Origin of the sequence: Streptomyces sp. NPDC046876 (genome assembly GCF_040645035.1) — a bacterium.
Taxonomy (GTDB): Bacteria; Actinomycetota; Actinomycetes; order Streptomycetales; family Streptomycetaceae; genus Streptomyces.
On record NZ_JBEYXK010000076.1, the window covers coordinates 1 to 19020 of the forward strand.

General features: G+C 71.6%; 18 protein-coding genes. All 18 read right to left on the reverse strand.

Features of this window, described 5'->3' with window-relative positions:
* Positions 1–198: 198 nt before the first annotated feature.
* Entirely contained in the window at positions 199–819 is a 621-nt protein-coding gene (locus ABZ924_RS28860) for a response regulator transcription factor (protein WP_361915904.1), read from the reverse strand.
* Positions 816–1949 carry a sensor histidine kinase gene (locus ABZ924_RS28865; RefSeq protein ID WP_361915975.1) on the reverse strand — a complete coding sequence of 378 codons (1134 nt, stop codon included), beginning with the start codon at positions 1947–1949 and terminating at the stop codon, positions 816–818. Before ABZ924_RS28865 ends, ABZ924_RS28860 begins: the two co-directional genes overlap by 4 nt.
* Positions 1950–1980: 31 nt before the next feature.
* Entirely contained in the window at positions 1981–2721 is a 741-nt protein-coding gene (locus tag ABZ924_RS28870) for an ABC transporter permease (RefSeq protein ID WP_361915906.1), read from the reverse strand.
* The gene (locus ABZ924_RS28875) at positions 2718–3680 is read right to left on the reverse strand and encodes an ABC transporter ATP-binding protein (RefSeq protein WP_361915909.1); all 963 of its coding nucleotides are present in this window, start codon (positions 3678–3680) and stop codon (positions 2718–2720) included. The genes ABZ924_RS28870 and ABZ924_RS28875 overlap by 4 nt, the downstream gene beginning before the upstream one ends.
* Positions 3681–3874: 194 nt before the next feature.
* Positions 3875–5779, reverse strand: coding sequence for a hypothetical protein (locus ABZ924_RS28880; RefSeq protein WP_361915912.1), 1905 nt, complete (start codon positions 5777–5779; stop codon positions 3875–3877).
* 345 nt (positions 5780–6124) lie between these two features.
* Positions 6125–6508, reverse strand: coding sequence for a DUF6113 family protein (locus ABZ924_RS28885; RefSeq protein ID WP_361915915.1), 384 nt, complete (start codon positions 6506–6508; stop codon positions 6125–6127).
* Positions 6505–7401: an N-acetyl-1-D-myo-inositol-2-amino-2-deoxy-alpha-D-glucopyranoside deacetylase gene (mshB, locus tag ABZ924_RS28890; protein WP_361915918.1), complete on the reverse strand. Its 897-nt coding sequence runs from the start codon at positions 7399–7401 to the stop codon at positions 6505–6507. Before mshB ends, ABZ924_RS28885 begins: the two co-directional genes overlap by 4 nt.
* A 31-nt stretch (positions 7402–7432) precedes the next feature.
* The gene (locus ABZ924_RS28895; protein ID WP_030153401.1) at positions 7433–7627 is read right to left on the reverse strand and encodes a hypothetical protein; all 195 of its coding nucleotides are present in this window, start codon (positions 7625–7627) and stop codon (positions 7433–7435) included.
* Between the two features lie 543 nt (positions 7628–8170).
* Positions 8171–9244: a dipeptide ABC transporter ATP-binding protein gene (locus tag ABZ924_RS28900; protein ID WP_361915922.1), complete on the reverse strand. Its 1074-nt coding sequence runs from the start codon at positions 9242–9244 to the stop codon at positions 8171–8173.
* Entirely contained in the window at positions 9237–10211 is a 975-nt protein-coding gene (locus ABZ924_RS28905; RefSeq protein WP_361915925.1) for an ABC transporter ATP-binding protein, read from the reverse strand. The genes ABZ924_RS28900 and ABZ924_RS28905 overlap by 8 nt, the downstream gene beginning before the upstream one ends.
* A gap of 13 nt (positions 10212–10224) precedes the next feature.
* Entirely contained in the window at positions 10225–11229 is a 1005-nt protein-coding gene (locus ABZ924_RS28910) for an ABC transporter permease (protein WP_361915928.1), read from the reverse strand.
* Positions 11222–12145 carry an ABC transporter permease gene (locus ABZ924_RS28915; RefSeq protein WP_361915931.1) on the reverse strand — a complete coding sequence of 308 codons (924 nt, stop codon included), beginning with the start codon at positions 12143–12145 and terminating at the stop codon, positions 11222–11224. The genes ABZ924_RS28910 and ABZ924_RS28915 overlap by 8 nt, the downstream gene beginning before the upstream one ends.
* Positions 12146–12172: 27 nt before the next feature.
* Positions 12173–13801, reverse strand: a complete 1629-nt coding sequence (locus ABZ924_RS28920) for an ABC transporter substrate-binding protein (RefSeq protein ID WP_361915934.1) — start codon at positions 13799–13801, stop codon at positions 12173–12175.
* A 106-nt stretch (positions 13802–13907) separates the two neighbouring features.
* The gene (locus tag ABZ924_RS28925) at positions 13908–14846 is read right to left on the reverse strand and encodes a GNAT family N-acetyltransferase (RefSeq protein WP_361915937.1); all 939 of its coding nucleotides are present in this window, start codon (positions 14844–14846) and stop codon (positions 13908–13910) included.
* Between the two features lie 150 nt (positions 14847–14996).
* Positions 14997–16049, reverse strand: a complete 1053-nt coding sequence (locus ABZ924_RS28930) for a dipeptide ABC transporter ATP-binding protein (RefSeq protein ID WP_361915940.1) — start codon at positions 16047–16049, stop codon at positions 14997–14999.
* Positions 16042–17097, reverse strand: a complete 1056-nt coding sequence (locus tag ABZ924_RS28935; RefSeq protein ID WP_361915943.1) for an ABC transporter ATP-binding protein — start codon at positions 17095–17097, stop codon at positions 16042–16044. Before ABZ924_RS28935 ends, ABZ924_RS28930 begins: the two co-directional genes overlap by 8 nt.
* A 13-nt stretch (positions 17098–17110) precedes the next feature.
* On the reverse strand, positions 17111–18061 hold the full coding sequence (locus ABZ924_RS28940; protein ID WP_361915946.1) for an ABC transporter permease: 951 nt from the start codon (positions 18059–18061) through the stop codon (positions 17111–17113).
* Positions 18054–18998, reverse strand: coding sequence for an ABC transporter permease (locus tag ABZ924_RS28945; protein ID WP_361915949.1), 945 nt, complete (start codon positions 18996–18998; stop codon positions 18054–18056). Before ABZ924_RS28945 ends, ABZ924_RS28940 begins: the two co-directional genes overlap by 8 nt.
* Positions 18999–19020: the final 22 nt, after the last annotated feature.

Genomic DNA, 19020 nt, shown 5'->3' on the forward strand with positions numbered 1-19020 from the left:
GTCGCCCCCCCCGTGTTGTCCACCCGCGCGGGCTGGATTTTCCAGCCCCGCCGGCGTTTGAGGCGCGGGGTCCGGGGCGGAGCCCCGATCTTTGAGCCGCGCCGGCGATTGAGGCGAGCGGGGGCCGGGGCCGCAGGACCCGGTTTCGGGAAGGGGCGGGGAGGGGACAGGCTCCGCGCAGCGGGGGCCAGCGGGCCCCTACAGCCAGCCCTTTTCGCGGGCTGCGCGGACCGCTTCGGCCCGGTTGCGGGCGGCCATCTTCTGGATGGCCGTGGAGAGATAGTTGCGCACCGTGCCCTGGGACAGGTGGAGCGCGGCCGCCAGCTCGGCGTTGGTCGCCCCGTTCTCCGCGGCCCGCAGCACCTCCCGCTCCCGATCGGTCAGCGGGTTCGCCCCCTCCGCGAGGGCCGCGGCCGCCAGCGTCGGGTCGATCACCCGCTCCCCCGCCATGACCTTCCGCACCGCCTCCGCCAGCTGCGCGGCAGGCGCGTCCTTGACCAGGAACGCCGAGGCCCCGGCCTCCATCGCGCCCCGCAGGTAGCCGGGCCGGCCGAAGGTGGTCAGGACGACGATCTGCAGCCGCGGCAGCGCCTCCCGCAGGGCGGCGGCGGCCTCGATGCCGGTCATGCCGGGCATCTCTATGTCCAGCAGGGCGACGTTCACGTCGTGCGCCCGGGCGGCGGCCACCACCTCGTCGCCGCGGGCCACTTGGGCCACCACCTCGATGTCGGGCTCCAGGCCGAGCAGGGCCGCGAGGGCCTCGCGGACCATGGACTGGTCCTCGGCGAGGAGGATCCGGATGGGTCGTGCGGCGGTCATGCCCTTGATCCTAGGGGGATGCGGGCCAGCAGGCGGAAGCCCTTCTTGCCCGCAGGCCCGGCCGACAGGCTTCCGCCCACGGCCGCGAGACGCTCCGTCAGGCCGGTCAGGCCGTTGCCCGGCGGCGCCTGTCCGCCCGCGCCGTCGTCCGCGACCGACAGCTCGACCATCTCCCCGGCCAGGGTCTGGCGGCGTTCCAGGGCGACGGTGCAGCGCTTGGCCCCGCTGTGGCGGACCACGTTGGTCACCGCCTCGCGCAGCGACCAGGCCAGGGCCGCCTCCACCTCCTCCGGCAGCCCGTCGACGGCCTCGGCCGGAAGGTCCGCCGCCACGCCGGCCGCGGTCAAGGCGGTACGCGCGCCGGCGAGTTCGCCCGGCAGGGTCGCCCGCCGGTAGCCGCTCACGGCCTCCCGTACGTCGACCAGGGCCTGCCGGCTGACCCGCTCGATGTCGGCGACCTGCTGGGCGGCCTGCTCGGGGTGGCCGGGCAGCATCCGGCCCGCGAGCTCGCTCTTGAGCGTGATCAGCGAGAGCGAGTGGCCCAGCAGGTCGTGCAGGTCGCGGGCCATCCGCAGCCGCTCCTCGTTGGCCGCGAGCTGCGCCACGGTGGCCCGCGCCTGCCGGAGTTCGATCATGGTCCGGATCAACTCGCGGACCCCGACCATCGCGAACCCGCCCATCAGGGCCGGGACCACCAGCGAGGCCAGGTATTCGTCCCAGCCGGGCAGCGCCGGAGCCACCACCATCATCAGCGCGGTCGCGGCCGGCACCGACCAGCGGGACATCTCCCCCGGCAGGGCGGCGCCGGAGGAGATGGAGACGTAGACGAAGAGCACCAGCCACTCGCGGCCCAGGCTCAGCGACAGCACCGAGGCCAGGGTGGTGAGCACCGCGAGGGCGATCAGGACCCGGCGTACCGGCAGCTGCCGTTCCGGGTGGAAGACCAGCACCAGGTAGGAGGCGACGAAGGCCAGCAGGCCCAGGCCTCCGAGCAGCCGGGCCGTGCTGCCGTGACCACCGCTGACCAGGTCGGTGACGGGAGCGCTGAGGTAGAAGAGCCAGATGGCGATCCAGAGGCTCTTCACCACCTTGTGGACGGTGGTCTCGGGTCCGTGGCCGATCCGGCTCACGCCGTCGGCCTCCTGCGTCAGCGCCACGGGTTCAAGCCTTCAGTGAGTCCTTGCGGTACAGCCAGGCGGCCGCACCGGTGAACAGTACGAAGTAGACGGCCAGGATCGCCACGTCCTTGATGTGCGGGGCGCCGCCGAGCTCGATGGCCTGGCCGAGGCCCGCGTACGCCCGGGTGGGCAGCCACTCGCAGATGTCCTGCAGCCACTGCGGGAAGTTGGCGGTGGGCATCCACAGGCCGCCCAGGATGGACAGGCCGAAGTAGACGAGCATCGACAGGGGGCGGACGTTGTCCGCGGTGGCCAGGTAGCCGATGGCGACGCCGAGGGCGGCGAAGACCAGGCTGCCGGCCCAGATGGAGCCGGTCAGGGCCAGCCACTGCCAGACCTCGAAGCGGACGTCCTTGACGGCCGCGGCGACCACGAACACGGCGAGGATGGAGGGCAGGGACAGCACGCCGGCGCTGGCGGTCTTGCCGAGCACGTAGCCGCGCCCGGGCAGGGCGGTCAGGCGCAGCTGGCGCACCCAGCCCTTCTCGCGCTCCTTGGCGATGCGCTCGCTGTTGCCCATCAGGACGGCGGTCAGCGCGCCGAAGGAGGCCATGGCGACCATGTAGAAGGCCGGCATGGTCAGTTCGGTGCCCAGGACCTTCGTGGTGCCGTCCAGGGTGCCGCCGAGCATCAGGAACAGGGCGGCCGGGTAGAGCAGGGAGAAGAACAGGTACTTCTTGTTGCGCAGGGCGCGGGTGACTTCGAGCTTGATGAGCTGGTTCATGACGCGGCGGCCTCCTCGGCCTCGGTGAGGGCGATGAAGGCCTGTTCCAGGCCAAGACCGGCGACTTCCAGGTTCCGCGGGTAGAGGCCGAGCGCGTACACGGCGTGGACCGTGGCGTCGGCGTCGCGCGACTGGAGCTTGACGGTCTCGCCGTGCCGCTCGTACGAGGTCAGGTACGGCAGGGCGCGCAGCGCGGCCTCGTCCACGGGGGCGTCCGCGGCCAGGTCGAAGGCGATCCGGCGGGCGCCGGCCTTGGCCTTGATCTCGGCGGCGGTGCCGTCGGCGAGGAGGCGGCCCTTGTTCAGGACGAGGACGCGGTCGGCGATCGCGTCGGCCTCCTCCAGGTAGTGGGTGGCGAACAGGACGGTGCGGCCTTGCGCGGCCTGCTCGCGCATGGTGGCCCAGAAGGCCTGGCGGGAGGTGACGTCCATGCCGGTGGTGGGCTCGTCGAGGACGATCAGGTCGTTGCGTCCGGCGGTGGCGAGCGCGAAGCGGACGCGCTGCTCCTGGCCGCCGGAGAGCTTGTTGACCATGCGGTCGGCGATCTCGGTGATGCCGGCGCGGCTGAGGACCTCGTCCACCGGGTAGCGGCGGGGGTGCAGGGCGCAGCCGAGGGCGACGATCTCGCGGACGCTGACGTCCTCCATCAGGCCGCCGCTCTGGAGCATCGCCCCGACGCGGCCGGACGCGACGGCCTCGCGCGGGCTGGTGCCGAAAAGCCTGACGGTGCCGGAGTCGGCGGGGCGCAGGCCGAGGAGGAGGTCGAGGGTGGAGGACTTGCCGGCGCCGTTGGGGCCGAGCAGTGCGACGGTCTCACCCGGGTGGAGTTCGAGGGAGAGGCCGTCGACCGCGCGGACCGCGCCGTAGCTCTTGGTCACGTCGTGGAAGCTCACCACGGTGCCGGCACCGGGTCCGGTGTCCTTCGCGGCGGTGGGGTGCGCCGAGGTCGTCGTCGTCATGCCCCAAGATTCGCCCGTACGGGGGTGTGCGCGGCAGTGTCTGCCGTCGTGAGCGGCGGATGACAGATGTCATGCGGGCGGTGTGACAGGCCGCCCGGGCAGCGCGGGGCCCCCGTCCCGGGCAGCGCGGGAGCCCCCGTCCCGGGCCGGGACGGGGGCTCCTGTACTGCGTGTGCGTGCGTCGGGCGGGGCCGTCAGCTGGGGTTGGTGTCGATCGTGGCGGTGCGCTCGGCGGGGGTCTTGCCGCGCAGGGCCTTGCCGAGGGCGCCGGCGACGTCCTGCGGGGTGACCGGGGTCTTCTCGCCGGTGCCGCGGGTGATCAGGACGCCGTCGAAGCTGTTGCCGTACGTGGCCTTGAGCGCCTCGAGGTCGTACTTCTCGACCAGGTGCCCGTCGACGGCCTGCATGCTCAGGATCTTGGGCAGGGACTTGGGGCCGAAGGGGAGGGACTTGGTGCCCGCCTTGACGGTGGCGACGCCGGACATGGCGGGCTCGGCGAACTCCTTCATGGCCCGGTCCAGTTCGGCCTGGGTGATCGCCGGCTCCTTGGTGGTGACCGGCAGGTCGACCGGGGACGCCTTGCCGGTGGCCACCATGGTGCGGAAGGCCTTGGTGACGAGGTCGGCGGAGGCGCCCGCGTCGAGGGTGGTGCCGGCCTTGCCGGGGACGGCGACGGCCTTGCCGGTGTCGAACTTGATGGTTCCCTCGGTGGCGGTGCCGGCGGTGCCGGCGAGCTCCTGGAGGGCGACCTGGAGCTTCTCCTCGTCGACGGGGATCACGGGGTCGGCGATGCGCTCCTGGCCGATGAGCGAGCCGATGACCGTGACGGGGTTGTAGTCGCTGCCCGCGGCGTTGCGGACCGTGGTCTGGGCGTCGAGGGAGAGTCCGGCCTTCTCGGGCTTGAGCTCGACCTGCTTGCCGCCGACGGTCAGCTGGAGCGGGGCGGCGGCCCGGCCGCCGAAGGCCGCCTGGATCTTGGCGACGGCCTCGTCGCGGCTGCCGCTGATGTCGACGCCGAGGACGGTGGTGCCCTTGGGGACGTCGGAGTGGTTCAGCAGCAGCCCGGCGCCGTAGGCCACGCCGACGAGGGCGATGAGGCCGCCGCCGATCAGGACCAGCTTGGAGCGGGCCTTGGTGACCTTGGTGGGCTTCGGCGCGGGCTTGGCGGCGGACGGCTTGGGGGCGCGCGGGCCGGGGGCCGGGGGCGCGGGGGCCGGGACCGGGGTGGGCCGCGGCTCGTCCAGCTCGGGGCCGGGCCAGCGCGCGGCCTCGTCGGCGCGCGGGGCGTCGACGGGGAAGGTGCCGAGGGCGGGGCCGCCGGTGGGGCCGGCCGGGCCCGCAGGGCCGGCGGGCCCGTCGAAGGCGGCATCGAACGCGGGGAACGCCTCGGTGGCGGGGCCGGTGTCGGGGTCGCCCGGGAAGGCGGGGAAGCCCTGGGTCGCGCCGACACCGGGGCCGCCGAGCGGGCCGGCGGGGCCGGGGCCGCCGAGGCCGGGGCCGGCGCCGGGGCCGCCGGGGCCGCCGTGGGCAGGCGGCTGCGGGGCCGGGGGCATGCCGGCGCGGCCCGGCGCGTCGAAGCCGGGGCCCGCGGGGGCGCCCGGACGCGGGCCCGCGGGGGCCGGTGCGGGGGCGCCCGGGGCGAATCCGGCCGCGGGGGCGCCGCCGCGGGCGCCGGGGACGCCGGGCGGCGCGGGGGTGCGGACCGGCAGCGGGCCGGGGGCCGGGGCGGAGGGCGTACGGCCGGGCGGCGCGGCCGCGGGGCCGGCGGCCGCCGGGGTGCGGCTCGGCAGCGCCGGGGCCTGGGAGCGCGGCGCGGGCGCGGGCGCGGCGGGCCCGGACTTGCGCGGGGCGAACCAGTTGTTGGCCGCCGGCGCGGGCTCCTCCGGTTCGGCCGGCTCCGCGGGCGCGGCGGACGCAGCGGGTCCGGCGGCCGGTTCGGTCCGCGCCGGCTCCGCCTCCGCCTCCGCGGCGGCGACCGGCTTGCGTACGACCACCGGCGGGATCGGCCGCGAACCCGGGATGTTGATCCGGATGCGGGTCGTCAGGGTGGTCTCGGTCTTCGGCCCGTCGGTGTCGGGCGTGGACGGGTTCGAGGTCACAGAGTTCTCCTCCGAGGCAGTCGCTGCCGGGTCCGTGGACGGGTACTGGCCGGTTCCGTACGGCGGCGTACCCGAGGGGTAGGCGGCTCCGCCGCGCCCCTGGGGCCCGGAGGACGAACGGTCGGTTTCACGACTCAAGGCAGGTTCTCCCGGTTGGCTCCGCCGCCCGTCGTACCGTGCGCGGGCAGCTCGGCGGCCCGACCACCATACTGGCCGAGCCCCGCAGGCAACTGACCTAGGGGAATCACTGGTTCCCCTTCGCTCCTCCCAAGCCCCCCTCGCACGCCGAGCGCCCTGCGGCCCAACCCCCCGCGGGCGCGCACCGAGGCCGAGTTCAACGGCTTGTCAGCGGCCGGGCGGCGCGGCCGAAACCGGCCGGTCGTACGGGAGGCGCAGCGTGGCGCACATCACAGCCACCACGGCCCCACCCAAAAGGTAGGCGTACATGGCGATTCCGGACGAACCGAGCAGGAAGTCGCCCTCGGGGCGCGGTACGCCGAGCGCCACGTACGCCAGGAACCAGCCGACCACGCCGGCGCCCGTGCCCAGCCCGGACCGCAGGGCGATCCGGCCGCCGAGGAAGAGTCCGAAGAGGGCCAGCAGCGCCAGCACGAGGCCGCCGGGGAACCACAGGTCCACGACCAGCCAGCCGGCCAGGCCGGTCGGCACCCCGGCCGCCAAGAGCCCGAGCAGGGCGGCGATCCGCCCCGGGGTCAGGGGCCGGCTCATGCGGGCAGCCCGGCGAACAGGTCCTGCTCGCGCTCGCCGGCGGGGGCGCCGGGGCGGCCGTGGACGAGCTCGTAGTACTCGCGGGCGAACAGCGGCTGGGCGAGGTCGTTGGAGAGCGCGAAGAAGGGGCCGTCCACCGCGATCTGGGTGGCGTGGGCCCGCATCGCGGCCGCCTTGGCCGCCACGACGGCCTCGTCGGCGCCGATCTCGGCGGTGATGCGGTCGTCGGGGACGACGCCGGGCACGTCCTCGGGCGAAGCCAGCCCCGGGAACGGGGTCTTGGTTCCCGGGGCCCGCAGCAGGGCGAAGCCCTCCTCGACCACCGAGCGCGGCACGCGGTTCCAGTAGATCTTCGCGATCTCGTGGGCGTCGCCGAGGTCGCGGCGGTACGTGGGCTCCGCGGCGAGTTCCGCGGCGCGCATGGCGACCCGGTGCGCCTGGATGTGGTCGGGGTGCCCGTACCCGCCCTCGGGGTCGTAGGTGACGAGCACCTGCGGGCGCAGCTCCCGGATCACCTCGACGAGGTGGGCGGCGGCCTCGTCCACCTCCGCCGACCAGAAGGAGCCGGGGCGGCGGTTCTGTTCCACGCCCATCATCCCGGAGTCGCGGAAGCGGCCCGGCCCGCCGAGGAACCGGTGGTCGGTGACGCCCAGTTCCGCCATGGCGGCGGCGAGCTCGCCGATGCGGTGCGGGCCGAGCGCGTCGTCGCGGTCGGCCGCCAGGTGGGCGAGCTCGGCCGGGATGACCTCGCCCTCCTCGCCGAGGGTGCAGGTCACCAGCGCGACGTGCGCCCCCTCGGCCGCGTACTTGGCCATGGTGACGCCGTTGTTGATGGACTCGTCGTCCGGGTGCGCGTGCACCAGGAGCAGACGACGGGCGGGAAGACCGTTCATGGCCCAAGCCTACGATCAACCCGCGCGCGACCTACAGCTTGAGGCCGCTGATCATGCTGGCCACGTTGGTGGTGAGCTGACTGAGGGTCGGCGCGATGGTCGAACTGGCCAGGTAGAACCCGAGGAGCACACAGACGGCGGCGTGTCCCGCCTTCAGGCCCGACCTGCGGACCAGCAGGAAGACGACGATCGCCAGCAGCACCACGGCCGAGATCGAGAGTGCCACGGCGTTTCACCTCCACGTCGAGCGGACATCGGTACGCGTACTCGTACTCAGTGCTCGGCGGAGTCATACCCACCGTGCGCTACGGATCATAACTATCCGTACCAGCGCATCGATCGAATTCCGGCAGCACGAGGGGCGCACGCCGCGCATGCGCAGGGTCACGGGGGTGGCCGGCCGGGGAGCCGGTACGCCTCCCCGGCCGGCCGTCGGCACCCGCACGGCCGCACTTCTCCAGGCTGCCGGGCCCGCATCTCGGGACAGAAACGGTCAAGTTGCCTGCATGTAAACCGGATTGGGACGACAGCAGCCACCACGCCGCGAAATCGCCGCCGTGGCCGAAAATCGCCGTCGACACGAAGCCGTCACCGCCGTGTCGCGCCGAATCCGTCAGGACCCCGCCCGCGCGGACCCGCCCGGCGCGCTCGACAGCACGCTACCCCGCCCGGCCTCCCAAGGCAGCGCGAAGCATGCTCCCGCGCGCCCCGAACTGCCGCCCTGCGCCGGGCGGTGCGCCGGGCACGCCGCCCTCGGTGGCCGGCCCGTTCAGACCGGCGGGTGCAGCGGGCCCCGGGGCGCGGGCGGGGGCGGGAGCTCCCCGGTCGGCGGGACCACCTGCTTCTCCGCCGCGAAGTGGCAGGCCGACGGGTGGGCCGCCGGGCCCGAGGGGAAGACCCCGGGGACCGCCAGCAGCGGGACCTCGGCGGCGCACTTGTCCTGCGCCTTCCAGCAGCGGGTGCGGAAGGGGCAGCCCGACGGCGGGTTCGCCGGCGAGGGGACGTCCCCGCTCAGGATGATCCGCTCCCGGTGGGCGCGGGCCTGGGGGTCCGGCACCGGCACCGCCGACAGCAGGGCCTGGGTGTACGGGTGGGTGGGGTGGTCGTAGATCTGGGTGTCGGTGCCGATCTCCACGATCCGGCCCAGGTACATCACGCCGACCCGGTCGGAGATGTGCCGGACGATCGACAGGTCGTGCGCGATGAACACGTAGCTCAGGTCGAACTCGTCCTGGAGCTTCTCCAGCAGGTTGACCACCTGCGCCTGCACCGACACGTCGAGCGCGGAGACCGGCTCGTCCGCGACGATCACCTCCGGCCGGAGGGCGAGGCCGCGGGCGATCCCGATGCGCTGGCGCTGGCCGCCGGAGAACTGGTGCGGGTAGCGGTTGATGTACTCCGGGTTCAGGCCGACCACGTCCAGGAGCTCCTGGACCCTGCGCCGCCGGTCGCCCTTCGGGGCGGCCTCCGGGTGGATCTCGTACGGCTCGCCGATGATGTCGCCGACCGTCATCCGCGGGTTCAGCGAGGTGTACGGGTCCTGGAACACCATCTGGATGTTGCGCCGCACGGCCTTGAGGGCCCGCCCGGACAGCTTCGTGATGTCCTCGCCCTTGTACGAGATCGCCCCCCTGGTCGGGCGCTCCAGGTTGACCAGCATCTTGGCCACGGTGGACTTGCCGCAGCCCGACTCCCCGACGATGCCCAGGGTTTCGCCCCGGGCGAGGCCGAAGGAGACCCCGTCGACGGCCTTGACCGCGCCGACCTGCTTCTTGAACAGGATGCCCTGGGTGAGCGGGTAGTGCTTGACCAGGTCGCGGACCTCCAGGATGGGCTCAGCCACCGAGGCACTCCTTCCAGAAGAAGCACGCGCTCCTGCGGCCCTCGGCGACGTGGGCCAGCGGCGGCACGTCGGTGCGGCAGACCGCCTGCGCCATCGGGCAGCGCGGGTTGAAGGCGCAGCCGGGCGGGATGGCCAGCAGGCTCGGCGGAAGGCCCTTGATCGCGTAGAGCTCCTGGCCCTTCTGGTCCAGGCGCGGGATCGAGTCGAGCAGGCCGCGGGTGTACGGGTGGGCGGGGGCCCGGTAGAGGTCGTGGACGGGGGCCGCCTCGACGATCCGGCCCGCGTACATCACCGCGATCCGGTCCGCGACGTCGGCGACGACGCCGAGGTCGTGGGTGATCAGGATCAGGCCCATGTTCAGCTCGCGCTGCAGCTCCGCCAGCAGGTCCATCACCTGGGCCTGGACCGTGACGTCCAGGGCGGTCGTCGGCTCGTCGGCGATGATCAGGGAGGGCTCCAGGGCCAGCGCCATCGCGATCATGATGCGCTGGCGCATGCCACCGGAGAACTGGTGGGGGTAGTCGCCCACCCGCTGCCGGGCCGCCGGGATCTTCACCCGGTCCATCAGCTCGACCGCCCTGGCCCTGGCGTCCTTGCGGGACATCCCGCGGTGCACCTCGTACATCTCCCCCAGCTGCGCGCCGACGGTGACCACCGGGTTCAGCGAGGACAGCGCGTCCTGGAAGATCATCGCCATCTCGGCGCCGCGGATCCGGCGCCGCTCCTCCTCCTTCACCTTCAGCAGGTCCTTGCCCTTGAAGAGGATCTCGCCGCCCGCGATCCGGCCCGGGGGCGTGTCGAGGATGCCCATCACGGCCTGGGCGGTCACCGATTTGCCGGACCCGGACTCGCCCAGCACGGCGAGCGTCTCGCCCTCGTCCACCGCGTAGCTCACGCCGTTGACGGCCTTGGCGACGCCGTCGCGGGTGGTGAACTCCACGTGCAGGTCGCGCACTTCGAGCAGCATGGGCAGGGGCTCCTCAGCGCAGCTTGGGATCGAGGGCGTCGCGCACCGCGTCGCCGAGCATGATGAAGGCGAGCACGGTGATGCTCAGCGCGCCCGCCGGCCACAGCAGCATGTGCGGGGCGTTGCGGATCTGCGGGGCCGCGTTGGAGATGTCGATGCCCCAGGAGACGGTGGGCGGGCGCAGTCCCACGCCGAGGTAGGACAGGGTGGCCTCCAGGGCGATGTACGTGCCGAGCGCGATGGTGGCGACGACGATGACCGGGGCGACGGCGTTGGGCGCGACGTGCCGCAGCAGCAGCCGGGCGTTGCCGGCGCCCAGCGCCCGGGCGGCCTGGACGTAGTCGTTGTGCTTGGCGGTGATCACCGATCCGCGGGCGATGCGGGCGACCTGCGGCCAGCCGAGCAGCACGATGAAGCCGACCACCGGCCAGACGGTGTCGCCGGTGACGACGGACAGGAAGACCAGGCCGCCGAGGACCACGGGGATGCCGAAGAAGATGTCGGCGACCCGGGAGAGCAGGGCGTCGCCCCAGCTGCCGTAGAAGCCGGCGAGGCCGCCGAGGAGGGAGCCGAGCAGTGCGGCCCCGAGGGTGGCGCAGATGCCGACGGTGATCGAGGCCCGCGCCCCGTACACGGTGCGGGTGTACACGTCGCAGCCCTGGGTGTCGTAGCCGAAGGGGTGCCCGGGGGCCGGGCCCTGCTGCGACTTGGACAGGTCGCAGTGCAGCGGGTCGCCGCTCGCGATGAGCTGGGGCCAGATCGCGATGACGACGAGGAAGAGGATCAGCAGCGCGGAGACGACGAAGACGGGGTTGCGGCGCAGCTGGTGCCAGGCGTCGGACCACAGCGAGCGGGCCTTGCGGGCCGGGCCGGTCCCGCCGGGGCCGTCGTTGCCGAGGGGTTTCTCCAGGCTTTCGGCCTCCTCCAGCGCCAGGTCCATGGGTCCGCCCTGTCCGGTGGGTGAGATGGCTTCGTCTTCGCCGGGGTTGAGCGGGTCGTACGGATCGGGCTCAGGCATAGCGGATCCTCGGGTCCAGGACCGCGTAGAGCAGGTCGACCAGCAGGTTCGCCACCAGGAAGACGATGACGAGGATGGTCACGAAGCCGACCACCGTGGGCGAGTTGTTGCGCAGGATGCCCTGGTAGAGCAGGAAGCCGACGCCGTGGATGTTGAAGATCCGCTCGGTGATGATGGCGCCGCCCATCAGGGCGCCGATGTCGGTGCCGATGAAGGTGACGACGGGGATCAGGGAGTTGCGCAGCAGGTGCCGGGTGACGACCCGGTGGCGCGGCAGCCCCTTGGCGGTCGCGGTGCGCACGTAGTCGGCCTTGGCGTTCTCGGCGATGGAGGTGCGCGAGAGGCGGGTGACGTACGCGAGGGAGACGAGCGCGAGGACGATGCCGGGCAGGATCAGCTCGTTGAAGGGGGCGTCCGGGGAGACGGTGGGCCGCATCCAGCGCCATTTGACGCCCAGGAAGAACTGGAGCACGTAGCCGGTGACGAAGGTGGGCACCGAGATGACGACCAGGGTGAGCACCAGCACGGAGGTGTCGATCATCCGGCCCCGGCGCAGGCCGCTGACCACGCCGAGGGTGATGCCGACGAGGATCTCGATGACGATCGCGACCATCGTCAGGCGCAGGGTGACGGGGAAGGCCTGGGCCATCAGGGAGGTCACCGACTGCCCGTTGAAGGCGGTGCCGAAGTCCCCCTTGAAGATCTGGGCCATGTAGTGGAGGTACTGCTGCCACAGGGGGCGGTCGAGGTAGAGGTCCTTGCGGATGCGGGCGGCGGTGGCCGGGTCGGGCGCCTTGTCGCCGAAGAGGGCGGCGACGGGGTCGCCGAGCGCGTACACCATGAAGAAGATCAGGAACGTGCTGCCGATGAACACCGGGATCATCTGCAGCAGCCGCCGGATCACATAACGTCCCACGGAGGGCTCCAGGGTGTCGGTGGCGGGTCAGCTGACCTTGATCTCGTTGTAGACGGGGACGCTGAACTGGTTGAGCGCCACGTTGGAGAGGCGTTCGCCGTAGCCGGCGCTGCCGTTCTGGTACCAGAGCGGGATGGCCGGCATCTGCTCGGCGAGGATCTTCTCGGAGTCCTGGAACTTGGCGATGGCCTTGGCGGGGTCGCTCTCCTGGTTCGCCTCGTCGATGAGCTTGTCGAAGCCGGGGTCGCTGAACTTGCCGTAGTTGGAGGAGGCCCCGGTGAAGTACAGCGGCTGCAGGAAGTTCTGGATCAGCGGGTAGTCGGCCTGCCAGCCGGAGCGGAACGGGCCGGTCAGCTTGTAGGAGCTCTGCTGGTTGCGGAAGTCGGCGAAGGTGCCGACCGGGTTGACCGTGCAGACCGGGCCCTCGCCGAGGGCGTTGTTGATGCTGTTGCAGACCGCGTCCATCCAGTCGCGGTGCGATCCGGTGTCCACGTTGGAGGTCAGGGTGACCTTGCCGCCGGGCAGGCCGCCGCCCTCCTGGATCAGCTTCTTCGCCTCCACGGGGTCGAAGGTGCAGGCGCTGCCGCACAGCGTGGAGCTGAAGCCGCCCTTCGCGCCGAGGGCCGGGGAGGTCCAGTCCTTGGCCGGGGTGCGGGTCTCGCGGAAGATCTGCTTGGTGATCTCGTCGCGGTTGATGGCCATCGAGATGCCGCGGCGGACCTTCTCCATGCCCTCCTTGTTCCACTGGGGCTGGTACAGCGGGAAGGTGAGCGTCTGGATGATCAGGGCCGGCTGGTTGATGTACCGGTCGCCGAGGTCGTTCTTGACGTTCTTCAGCTGCTGCGCGGGGACGTCGTCGACGAGGTCGAGGTTGCCGGAGATCAGGTCGGTGTAGGCGGTGTTGTTGTCGGTGTAGACCTTCAGGTCCACTCCGGCGTTCTGCGCCTTGTCCGCGCCCGGGTAGCCGTCCCAGGCGCGCAGCTTCATGCCGGTGCCCTTGGTGTAGGAGTCCACCGTGTACGGGCCGTTGCCCACGGGCTTGTCCAGCCAGCCGGCGTGGTCGCTGAAGAAGGACTTGGGCAGCGGGGAGAAGGCCTGGTATCCGAGGGTGTCGGGCCAGGTGGAGAACTTCTTGTCGAGGGCCACCGTGAAGGTCTTGTCGTCCTTGACCACCAGGCCGGACATGGTCTTGGCGGTGGGCTCGCCGGAGGCGGGGTGGAGGTCCGCGTAGCCCGCGATGTCGGCGAAGAACGGCGCGTTGTTCTGCTTGTTGCGCACGTCCGCGGCGTAGTTCCAGGCGTCCACGAAGGAGTGGGCCGTGACCGGCTCGCCGTTGCTGAACGTCCAGCCGCCCTTCACGGTGATCGTGAAGTTCTGGCTGTCGGTCGTCTCGATCTTCTCGGCGAGCATGTCGGTGGCCGCGCCGGTCTTCGGGTCGTAGCGCTTGAGCCCGCGGAAGAGCATGTCGAGGACCTTGCCGCCCTGCACCTCGTTGGTGTTGGCCGGCTCCAGCGGGTTCTGCGGATCACCCCAGGAGGAGCTGACGATTCCCGCGCCACCGCCCCCGCCACTGTCGCCTCCGCCGCCGCAGGCCGTCGCCGCGAGGGCGACGGCCACCGCACATGCGGCCCACGTGGCGTGGGTGGCTCCGCGCATCGAGTGCCTCCTATGACTCCCAAGATTCACTTGGGGCCAATGTCACCCCCCGGGGGAGCCGGTGCACTCCTGGTTGCACCGAATGCACCCGTGCGCGCAGTGCCTGTCACCCCTGGGGGTGCAAAGCCAGCTCCCAGGTGTCCACCGCGTAGTGCAGGCGCATGCCGTGCGCCTCGTACAGCGTGAGTGCGCCCGTCTCGTTGCGGATGTCGACGCCGAGGCCGACGGTGTCGCGGCCGCGCGCCGCGTGGGCGGCGAAGCCGTGGCGCAGGAGGTGGCCGCCGATGCCGCGCCCGCGCAGCTCCTTGCGTACGCCGAGGTGGCTGATCCAGGCCATGCTGGTGCGGTCGTCGCGGCTGAGCAGCACGGCCGCGTCGCCGTGCCCGGGCAGGCTCGCGATCCACACCAGGGACCAGTCCAGGGCGCGGGCGTCGAGGTGGTCCAGCCAGGCCTCGTGGTCGCGCTCGACGTGGCCGTAGTGGGCGGCGAAGGTCTCCTCCACCAGGGCGTGGACGCGGCGCCGGTCGGCCTCGTCGCCGGAGCAGTCGCGCAGGACCAGCCCCTCGGGCGGGGCGGGCGGCAGGTCGGCGGCCGGTGACAGGGAGCGGGTCATCACCTGATAGCGGCGCACGCTGCGGTAGCGGCGCCCGGTCAGCAGGTTCAGGTCGAGGGTGGGTTCGGCGTTGAGCTGGAGCCGCAGCCGCCCGGCCCGCACCCCGCGGGCCATCCGGCGGGCCCGGGTCTCCATCCTCGCGAGCACGGCGAGCGCGGCCCGGTCGTGGCCGGGCAGCACGTAGTGGTCGCCGTCGATCCGGCCCGGCCCGGAGTCGGCCCACACCAGGCCGTAGGCGACGAGCCGGCCGCCCTCGAAGGCGAGCCAGGAGTCGGTGGCGAGGTCGACGCCGGGGTGGTGGAGGTCGGCCTCGACCGCGGCGAGGTCGGTCTCGGGTCTGCCGATCTCGATCACGTCGACGGCGTTGAGCAGGGCGCAGATGTCGGCCGCGTCCGAGGGGCCGGCCGGCCGGACGGTCATCACGTCGGTCATCCGGCCACTGTCCGCCCGCCCGCGGGGCTCCCGCAACTGCCTTTCGGCGCAACGGCCTTCGCCGGGGCCACGGCCCCGGTACGCGCCAGGGCGCCCGCTGCCGGAGGGATCCGGCGGCGGGCGCCCTGGGGGTGCGCGTACGCGGGAGGGTCAGACGGCCAGGACGGCCTTCTCCTCCGCGAAGTGGCACGCCGACTCGTGCGCCGCGAGGGTGTTCTGGCCCCGGTAGCGCTCCGGGATCGCCAGCACGGGCTGCTCCTCGGCGCACTTGTCCTGCGCCTTCCAGCAGCGGGTGCGGAAGCGGCAGCCCGACGGCGGGTTGGCCGGCGAGGGGACGTCACCGGTGAGGATGATCCGGTCGCGGCCCTCGCGGGCGTCCGGGTCCGGCACCGGCACTGCCGAGAGCAGGGCCTGGGTGTACGGGTGGGTCGGGTGGTCGTAGATCTCGGCGTCGGTGCCGATCTCGGCCATCTTGCCCAGGTACATCACGCCGACGCGGTCGGAGATGTGGCGGACGATCGACAGGTCGTGCGCGATGAAGACGTAGCTCAGGTCGTACTCGTCCTGGAGCTTCTCCATCAGGTTGACGACCTGCGCCTGCACCGACACGTCGAGCGCGGAGACCGGCTCGTCGCAGATGATGATCTCCGGGTTGAGCGCGAGGCCGCGGGCGATGCCGATGCGCTGGCGCTGGCCGCCGGAGAACTGGTGCGGGTAGCGGTTGATGTACTCCGGGTTCAGGCCCACGACGTCCAGGAGCTCCTGGACCTTGCGGCGCCGGTCGCCCTTGGGAGCCACCTCGGGGTGGATCTCGAAGGGTTCCCCGATGATGTCGCCGACCGTCATGCGCGGGTTCAGCGAGGTGTACGGGTCCTGGAACACCATCTGGATGTTGCGGCGGACCTCCTTGAGGGCCTTGCCGGACAGCTTGGTGATGTCCGTGCCCTTGTAGAAGATCTCGCCCGCGGTGGCCTTCTCCAGGTTCATCAGGAGCTTGGCGACGGTGGACTTGCCGCAGCCGGACTCGCCGACGATGCCGAGGGTCTCGCCCCGGTACAGGTCGAAGGAGACGCCGTCGACGGCCTTGACCGCGCCGACCTGCTTCTTGAACAGGATGCCCTGGGTCAGCGGGAAGTGCTTGACCAGGTTGCGGACCTGGAGGATCGGCTCGCGCTCGGTGGTGTTCTTGCTGAGCTCAGCCATGGAGCTGCTCCTTCCAGAAGTGGCACGCGCTGCCGCGGCCGGGCAGCTCGGTGCCGTCCTGCTCGGTCACCCTGTGCAGGGCCGGCACCTCGGTGCGGCAGATGTCCTGCGCCTTGGGGCAGCGCGGGTTGAAGGCGCAGCCCGAGGGGATGTTGAGCAGGTTGGGCGGCAGGCCCTTGATCGCGTAGAGCTCCTGGCCCTTCTGGTCCAGGCGCGGGATCGAGTCCAGCAGACCGCGGGTGTACGGGTGCGCCGGGCGCTTGTAGATCTCGTGGACCGGGGCGGTCTCGACGATCCGGCCGCCGTACATGACGGCGATCTTGTCCGCGACGTCGGCGACGACGCCGAGGTCGTGGGTGATCAGGATCAGGCCCATGTTCATCTCGCGCTGGAGCTCCGCGAGCAGGTCCATGACCTGGGCCTGGACCGTCACGTCGAGGGCCGTGGTCGGCTCGTCCGCGATGATCAGGTCCGGCTCCAGGGCCATCGCCATGGCGATCATGATGCGCTGGCGCATACCGCCGGAGAACTGGTGGGGGTAGTCGCCCACGCGCGCCTTGGCGGCGGGGATCTTCACCCGGTCCATCAGCTCGACGGCCTTGGCCAGGGAGTCCTTCTTCGACATCCCGCGGTGCACGCGGAACATCTCGCCGAGCTGGGCGCCGACGGTGTGCACCGGGTTCAGCGAGGACAGGGCGTCCTGGAAGATCATCGCGATCTTGGAGCCGCGGATCTTGCGGTACTCCTCGGCCGGGAGCTTCAGCAGGTCGGTGCCCTGGAAGAGGATCTCGCCGGAGGGGATCTTGCCGGGCGGCATGTCGAGGATGCCCATGATGGCCTGCGCCGTCACGGACTTGCCCGAGCCGGACTCGCCGAGGACGGCGAGGGTCTCGCCGGCGTTCACCGAGTACGAGACGCCGTTGACGGCCTTGGCGACGCCGTCGCGGGTGTGGAACTCGACGTGCAGGTCGCGCACTTCGAGGAGCGGGATGCCCTCCGGCGCCGATCGGGGCGCGGGGACGTTCGAGGTCTTGTCGATGATGGTCAACGTACGCCCTTCCTCAGCGCAGCTTCGGGTCGAGGGCGTCGCGCACCGCGTCGCCGACCATGATGAACGCGAGCACGGTGACGCTCAGCGCGGCGGCCGGGAACAGCAGCATGTGCGGAGCCTGCAGGAAGCGCGCCTGGGCGTCGCTGACCATCAGGCCCCAGGAGATCTCCGGCGCCTGGACGCCGACACCCAGGTAGGACAGGGCGGCTTCGGCGGAGATGTACACGCCGAGGCTGATCGCGCCGACCACGATGACCGGGGCGATCGCGTTCGGCATGATGTGCCGGAGCGTGATGCGCCAGGTGCCGGCGCCGAGGGCGCGGGCGGCCATGACGTAGTCGTTGTGCTTGTTCGCCAGGACCGAGGACCGCATGATGCGGAAGATCTGCGGCCAGCCGAGGGTGGCGAGGACCAGGGAGACGGTCCAGGCGTTGCCCTTGCCGAGACCCGACATGATCAGCATGCCGCCGAGCATCAGCGGGATGGCGAAGAAGATCTCGGCGAAGCGGGACAGCACGGTGTCGACGAAGCCGCCGAACCAGCCGGCCAGCAGGCCCGTGGTGACGCCGAGCAGCAGCACCATCGTGGTGGTGGCGATGCCGACGATGATCGAGTTGCTGGCGGCGTACACGGAGCGCGCGTACACGTCGCAGCCCTGGACGTCGGTGCCGAAGACGTGGTCGCCCGACGGCTTCAGCATCGACTCCTTCAGGTTGCAGGGCGCGTAGGCGTCGACGGCCGTGAACAGCGACGGCCACACGGAGACCAGCGCCATGAAGAGGACCAGCGCGCCACCGATCAGGAAGATCGGGTTGCGGCGCAGGTCGCGGATCGCGTCGGACCACAGGCTGGCCGCGCGCTCCTTCTTGGCGGGCCGTTCGGCAGTGGCGGCGCCGGCGGAGGGGGTGCCGGCGGTCTGAACCTCAGTCAACTCGTCCCCCACCGTGGTTGTGTCACGCATAACGGATCCTCGGGTCGAGCACGGCGTAGAGCAGGTCCACGATCAGGTTGGCGAGCATGTAGACGAGGACGAGGAGGGTCACGATGCCCACCACGACCACGCCCTGCTTCTGCCAGACGTACATGGCGAGGGTGCCGCCGATGCCGTGGATGTTGAAGATCTTCTCGGTGATGACCGCGCCACCCATCAGGGAGCCGAGGTCGGCGCCGAGGAAGGTGATGATCGGGATCAGCGCGTTGCGCAGCGCGTGGTTCACGACGACGCGGCGGCGGGGCAGGCCCTTCGCGGTCGCGGTGCGCACGTAGTCGGCGCGCATCGTCTCCATGAGGCTGGTGCGGGTCAGGCGGGCCACGTACGCCAGGGACGTCGTGGCGAGCACGAACCCGGGCAGCAGGTAGGCGCGGATGCCGTCGGCCTCGTTGAAGGAGATCGGGAAGAAGTCGATGCCCCAGGCGTTCTTCAGCTGCAGGCCCAGGACGAGCTGGAGCACGAAGCCGAAGACGAAGACCGGGATGGAGATGACCAGCAGGGTGGAGATCAGCACCAGCTGGTCGATGAACTTGCCGCGGCGCAGCGCGGACAGGACACCGGCGGCGACGCCGATCAGGGCCTCGATGACGAAGGCGACCAGCGCGAGGTTCACCGTGTACGGGAACGCCTCGGTGATCAGGTCGAGGACCTGGCGGCCCTGGAGCGTCTCACCGAAGTTCCCCTGGAACAGGTTGGTGATGTAGTGCCAGTACTGCAGCAGGAACGGGTCGTCGAGGTTGTACTTCGCCCGCAGCATCGCTGCAACGGTCGGGTCTGCCTTCTTGTCGCCGGCCAGTGCCGAAATGGGATCGCCCGGCAGGCTGAAGGCGAGGTAGTAAATCATGAACGTGGCGCCGAGGATCACAGGGATCGCCTGTATCAGTCGGCGGATGAGGTAGCGGCCCATCAGACCTCCAACAAGAACAGGG